This is a genomic window from Pseudomonas sp. P4_B4, assembly GCF_056402255.1.
Genome location: NZ_JBFUHS010000071.1, coordinates 1 through 4,933 on the forward strand (window position 1 = coordinate 1; position 4,933 = coordinate 4,933).

General features: G+C 60.8%; 4 protein-coding genes and 2 pseudogenes. 2 read left to right on the forward strand and 4 right to left on the reverse strand.

Features of this window, described 5'->3' with window-relative positions; genetic code table 11:
• Positions 1-76: 76 nt before the first annotated feature.
• Positions 77-1,612: an FAD-dependent oxidoreductase gene (locus tag AC1DVE_RS30965; protein WP_223457248.1), complete on the reverse strand. Its 1,536-nt coding sequence runs from the start codon at positions 1,610-1,612 to the stop codon at positions 77-79.
• Positions 1,613-1,749: 137 nt separating this feature from the next.
• On the opposite strand from AC1DVE_RS30965, the gene AC1DVE_RS30970 reads away from it, so the two are divergent.
• Positions 1,750-2,841, forward strand: coding sequence for a DUF1615 domain-containing protein (locus AC1DVE_RS30970; protein WP_223533404.1), 1,092 nt, complete (start codon positions 1,750-1,752; stop codon positions 2,839-2,841).
• A gap of 86 nt (positions 2,842-2,927) precedes the next feature.
• Here the strand turns inward: AC1DVE_RS30970 and AC1DVE_RS30975 are convergent.
• Positions 2,928-3,164 (reverse strand): annotated as a pseudogene (locus AC1DVE_RS30975) (phage infection protein); the annotation flags it as partial.
• 262 nt (positions 3,165-3,426) lie between these two features.
• On the opposite strand from AC1DVE_RS30975, the gene AC1DVE_RS30980 reads away from it, so the two are divergent.
• Positions 3,427-4,050, forward strand: coding sequence for a glutathione S-transferase family protein (locus tag AC1DVE_RS30980; protein ID WP_223457242.1), 624 nt, complete (start codon positions 3,427-3,429; stop codon positions 4,048-4,050).
• 64 nt (positions 4,051-4,114) lie between these two features.
• On the opposite strand, the gene AC1DVE_RS30985 is transcribed toward AC1DVE_RS30980, so the two are convergent.
• Together AC1DVE_RS30985 and AC1DVE_RS30990 are read right to left on the reverse strand one after the other, a co-directional pair.
• Positions 4,115-4,555 carry a CBS domain-containing protein gene (locus AC1DVE_RS30985; protein WP_007987990.1) on the reverse strand — a complete coding sequence of 147 codons (441 nt, stop codon included), beginning with the start codon at positions 4,553-4,555 and terminating at the stop codon, positions 4,115-4,117.
• A gap of 177 nt (positions 4,556-4,732) precedes the next feature.
• Positions 4,733-4,933, reverse strand: a pseudogene (locus tag AC1DVE_RS30990) (IS110 family transposase); the annotation flags it as partial.

The following is a 4,933-nucleotide window of genomic DNA, read 5'->3' on the forward strand; positions in this document are numbered from 1 at the left end:
GTGTCAGTGATAGATGCATTGACTGACACTCCGCTTTCGCGAGCAAGCCCGCTCCCACATTTTGATCTGTGTTGCATCAGGTCCCGCCAAAAAACGGCCGGATCCCGTGATCACGGAAATACCGTTCGATCACTTTCGGGTCCGCACACGTCTCGGCAATCGCCACATAGGTATCGGGCCGCAGCAGATAAAAGCCGTTGCGCCCCAGGCCCGCGGCTTCGAACGCCGGCCGCCAGTCGAACACATGCAGCGGTAGATGGTGCTCATTGCACCAGGCGATCATCTCGTCGCTGGTGTCACCATAGACATGCACCTGCCAGGTCAGGCACTTGAGCGACTCGAAATTATCCCCCTCACCGTCATGGGCCCAGGGCAGGCGGTCGCCGCCATGCACGTGCCCGGCAACGCCCGTGCTCAGCGGCATGCCCCGATAATTCAGGGTGATCTGCGACACCGTGCGAAACATGAAATCGCGGGAGGTTTCGAACGAGGTTATTTTCGGTATCAAGAAGGGTGCCAGGCGTGTACGCAGCAAATCGGCCATCCGCCCTTCGGCGGTGACGAAGTTAAATACCCGGTCGGTGGTGGCCACCAGTTTGCGGGCAAACGCGATGCGCTCGGTTTCATAGGTGTCGAGCAGCCTGGCCTCTGCGCCGCCGCTCAGCACGGCCGCAAGTTTCCAGGCCAGGTTGATGGCATCGCCAATACCGGTGTTCATGCCCTGACCGCCCGCCGGGCTGTGCACATGGGCAGCATCGCCCAGCAAAAACGCCCGGCCGTTACGGAAGTGATCCGCCACCCGATGATGCACGCGGTAGGTCGAAAACCAGTTCAGTTGCTCGATCTTCACCTTCATGTGCTCGATGGCCCGGCTGCTGACGTCCTCGAAACGCAGGGTCTCGGCGTGTTCGGCGCGCTCGTCGCGCACCGTGCCGATCAGACGGGCACGACCACTGTCTCCCAGTGGGAACACGGCGAGGAAGTCCGCCTCGTCGAGATCCACATGCAGTTCGCCGTTGAATGTCGGGCCGCTGGCCTGCACGTCGGCGACGTAGAAAATCTGTTGGTAAGTGCCGCCGGGAAACCCGGTATCCAGGGTCTTGCGCACAATCGACCGGGCACCGTCGCACCCGGCCAGGTAACAGGCCTGGCAGGTTTCCTGCTGGCCGTCGGGCAGGTCCAGCGTGGCCGTGATGCCGTCTGCGGTTTGCTCGAAACCTGCCAGTTCGGTGTTGCGTTCCACCGTGATACCGAAGGCTTCCAGGCGCTCGATCAGAAGCCGTTCGTGTTCGTCCTGGGGGAAGATCTCGAGAAACGAGTAGGGGGTCAGGCCTTCACCGATCTGAGACAGGGGCAGGCGCGCCACGGGCTCACCCTTGACCCAGAAGTTGCCGGCCTTTACTTGATGGCCGTGTTGCACCACGGCGTCGTCCAGCCCGAGTTGGCGATACAACTCCAGCGTCCGTGCCTGGACGGCCAGCGCCCGGGAGGTGGTGCCGGGGGCCGAGGTTTTGTCGACGATCCGCACGCGAACCCCCAGTTTGCTCAGCCACAACGCCAGGACCAGCCCGGTCGGGCCGGCGCCGATGATCAACACATCGCTGCGGTGCATGAGCCTGTCCTCCTCGCTGTGTGAATCAAGTATGGTCCAGTCGGGGAGGGCGGCAACCGTCGGACTGCCACGGACGTAGCCGCTGACCTGCCATTGGTCGTATGGTTGGCCCGGACAAACGGATTAGATGGAACGACATGCAAATCAGATTGATCACAAGCGTCGCCGTGTTGCTGGTATTGGCCGGTTGCGGCAGCCAACGGACCCAGGAACCGGCGGCGCGCAGCCCGGCCGAAGTGAAGGCCGAGATTGTACGTTTGCTGCCGGCCAAGGCTGCTGACCCCCAGGGGTGGGCCACGGATATCCAGGTGGCGTTTACCGCGCAAGACATCTCGCCGACCACGCAAAACCTGTGCTCGGTGCTGGCCGTGACCGAACAGGAGTCGACCTTTCAGGTCGATCCGGGCGTACCGGGCCTGGGCAAGATCGCCCGCGACGAGATCGACCGTCGCGCCGCCAAGGCACACATTCCCGGCCTGCTGGTGAGCGGTGCGTTAATGCTCGATTCGCCCAACGGTAAAAGCTATAGCGACCGCCTGAGTGCCGCGCGCAGTGAAAAGGAACTGAGCGCCATTTTCGACGACTTCATCGACATGGTACCGATGGGAAAAAAACTGTTCGGCGGCTTCAATCCGGTGCATACCGGCGGGCCGATGCAGGTCGGCATTGATTTTGCCGAACAGCAGGCCAAGGGCTATCCGTACCCGGTGCAGGGCTCGATTCGTCATGAAGTGTTTACCCGGCGCGGCGGCATGTATTTCGGCATCGCGCATCTGCTTGGGTACCCGGTGAGCTACCCGCAGCCGCTGTATCGTTTTGCGGACTTCAACGCGGGTTGGTACGCCAGCCGTAACGCCGCGTTTCAGAACGCGGTGAGCCGGGCTTCCGGCATCCCGTTGGCGCTGGATGGCGATCTGGTGAACTACGGTTCGATCATGCCCGGTACCACGGAACTGGCCGTGCGCACCCTCGGCAAGCAACTGGACATGCGCAATCCGACGATCCGTGAGCAGCTGGAGGAGGGGAAAACCCTGGCGTTCGAAGACAGCAAACTCTATCGGCGGGTTTTCGAACTGGCCGAACGGGCGGAGGGCCGGCCGTTACCCCGTGAAGTGTTGCCGGGGATCGTGCTGCAAAGCCCGAAAATCACCCGCAAACTCACTACCGCGTGGTTCGCCAAGCGGGTCGATGAGCGTTACCAGCGCTGCATGGTGCGGGCCGGGAAGTAATCGCGGCGCAAAAAAAGCATAAAAAACCCGGCGGGTGAGGCCGGGTTTTCATTGAGTCCTGCGGTAAAGCACTGCATTCAGACGGCGCGGCTTTCGATCAGACGGTCCGAGCCGCCTTCAGCGACGCGGTTTTGCAGGAGCTTGTCGGAGCCGCCTTCGGCAACACGTTTTTCCAGCAGGCGATCCGAACCACCCTCGGCCACACGGCTTTCAATCAGACGATCCGAGCCGCCTTCAGCGACCACAGGTTGAGCAGAGGTAGCGGCAAAAGCGTTAACTGCGAAAACCGAGAAAGCAATGCTGAGGAGGGTCTGGCGTTTCATGATGGTGTGCTCCGGGGTGCTTATTGGGTGGGTATGGAGCAGATGTTACGCCGGGGATTTTTTATGAGAACTTCATTGACGTGATGGTGAACATCGACGGCAATGATAGGACACGCGCCATGCCCCTTGTGAGCGTGATGGTGCGATCGTCGGATGGCCGCTGTGTGACGGGTGGCGGCTTCTACACTGGATAGCTGGCGCGTTCCTCTGCCGGGACGATTGATGAGGCACTGCAGAGATCGCGGTGTGAAAGGAGACGTTTATGTACCAGCTCTACGGCTATCAGAACTCCGGGGCGGCGGCCATCGAAGCTGCCCTTGAACTCTGTGATATTCCTTATCGCTTCATCGATGTCGAGGCATCCGCGGAGGCGGCCCAGGCGCTGGAGAAACTCAACCCGCTCAAACAGATCCCGACCTTGCAGCTACCCGATGGCGGCGTCCTGACCGAGAGCGCGGCGATCCTGATTCACCTCGGTCTGTCCTTTCCCGCATCGGGATTGTTGCCGCAGGATCCAGCCGAGCGGGCCCAGGCCATTCGCGGCATGGCGTACATCGTCAGCAATTGCTATGCGGCCATCGGCATCATTGATTACCCCGAACGCTGGCTGGCCGAGGCGGATGAGTCGTCCAGGCAGAACCTCATGGAGGGCGCCCGCCGGCGCCTGCACTGGAGTTGGGAGGTGTTTGCCGATCAGTTCTCGGGCGAGTTGTACCTGGGCAGCGAGAAGCCAGGGGGCCTGGATGTGCTGGCGGCAGTGATCTCGCGATGGGCGGGCAGTCGGGAGTATTTGCGCAACGCGCGGCCGGGGTTTTTCGCCTGGCTGGAACGCATCGACCGCCACCCGGCACTGGCACCGGTGTTCGCCCGGCATTGGCCGGCCTGAATACCCTGAAAGCCAAATGTGGGAGCGAGCCTGCTCCCACAGGAGGAAAGCAAGGTGTCCGGATTTATTCCCCGCGAATGTACTGTTCCAGCTGCTTGATCAGTTCCGCCTGTTCGGCAATCGCTTCCTTGACCAGGTCACCGATCGACAGCAGGCCGATCAGTTTGCCGCCTTCGACCACCGGCAAGTGACGCAGGCGTCTATCGGACATGATGCCCAGGCAGGTCTCCACGGTTTGATGGGTGTCGACGGTAATCACCGGTGACACCATGATGTCGCGCACCGGCGTGCCTACCGAAGAGCGGCCGTGCAGCACCAGTTTTCGCGCGTAGTCCCGTTCGCTGATGATGCCCAGCACTTCATCATTTTCCACCACCAGCAAGGCGCCGACGTTTTTCTCGGCCATCTTCATCAGCGCTTCGAGCACCATGTGGTCGGGTTTGATCTGGTGCACTTCCTGATTTTTCTGATCTTTGAGCTTGAGCAGTTGGGCGACGGTTTTCATGGTGGTTACTCGGGTGTTGTCGTTGTTCTTGAAGAATCGTAGACGCGAGCGTTCAGGGCAAGGGCGAATGCGGCAGATAACACGCAAAAAACGTCATTCGGCGGTTTTTCTTTGGCAAACCCCTCATTTCGGGCCAGCACCTTACCTGTGGGAGATTCTATGGTTGAGGGAAAGCCCTCAACCTGCTTTTGGTTGGTATTCGCTCTGCCCTTTCAGCAGTGCAAATACGATCCGGGCAAGTTTGCGGGCCAGTATCACCAGTGCCTGCGTAGTGCTGAACCCTTTGGCTCTTTGCTCTTCATAAAAGCCTTTCCAGGCGGCTGTGCGGCTGGCCGACATGGCGGCGTTGTGCAGCAGTCGACGCGCTTCCGGGTCGCC

Coding starts and splice junctions, on each gene's coding strand:
- AC1DVE_RS30985 (WP_007987990.1), bottom strand. CDS start 4,555: ATGAAAACCGTCGCCCAACTGCTCAAGCTCAAAGATCAGAAAAATCAG.
- AC1DVE_RS30965 (WP_223457248.1), bottom strand. CDS start 1,612: ATGCACCGCAGCGATGTGTTGATCATCGGCGCCGGCCCGACCGGGCTG.
- AC1DVE_RS30980 (WP_223457242.1), top strand. CDS start 3,427: ATGTACCAGCTCTACGGCTATCAGAACTCCGGGGCGGCGGCCATCGAA.
- AC1DVE_RS30970 (WP_223533404.1), top strand. CDS start 1,750: ATGCAAATCAGATTGATCACAAGCGTCGCCGTGTTGCTGGTATTGGCC.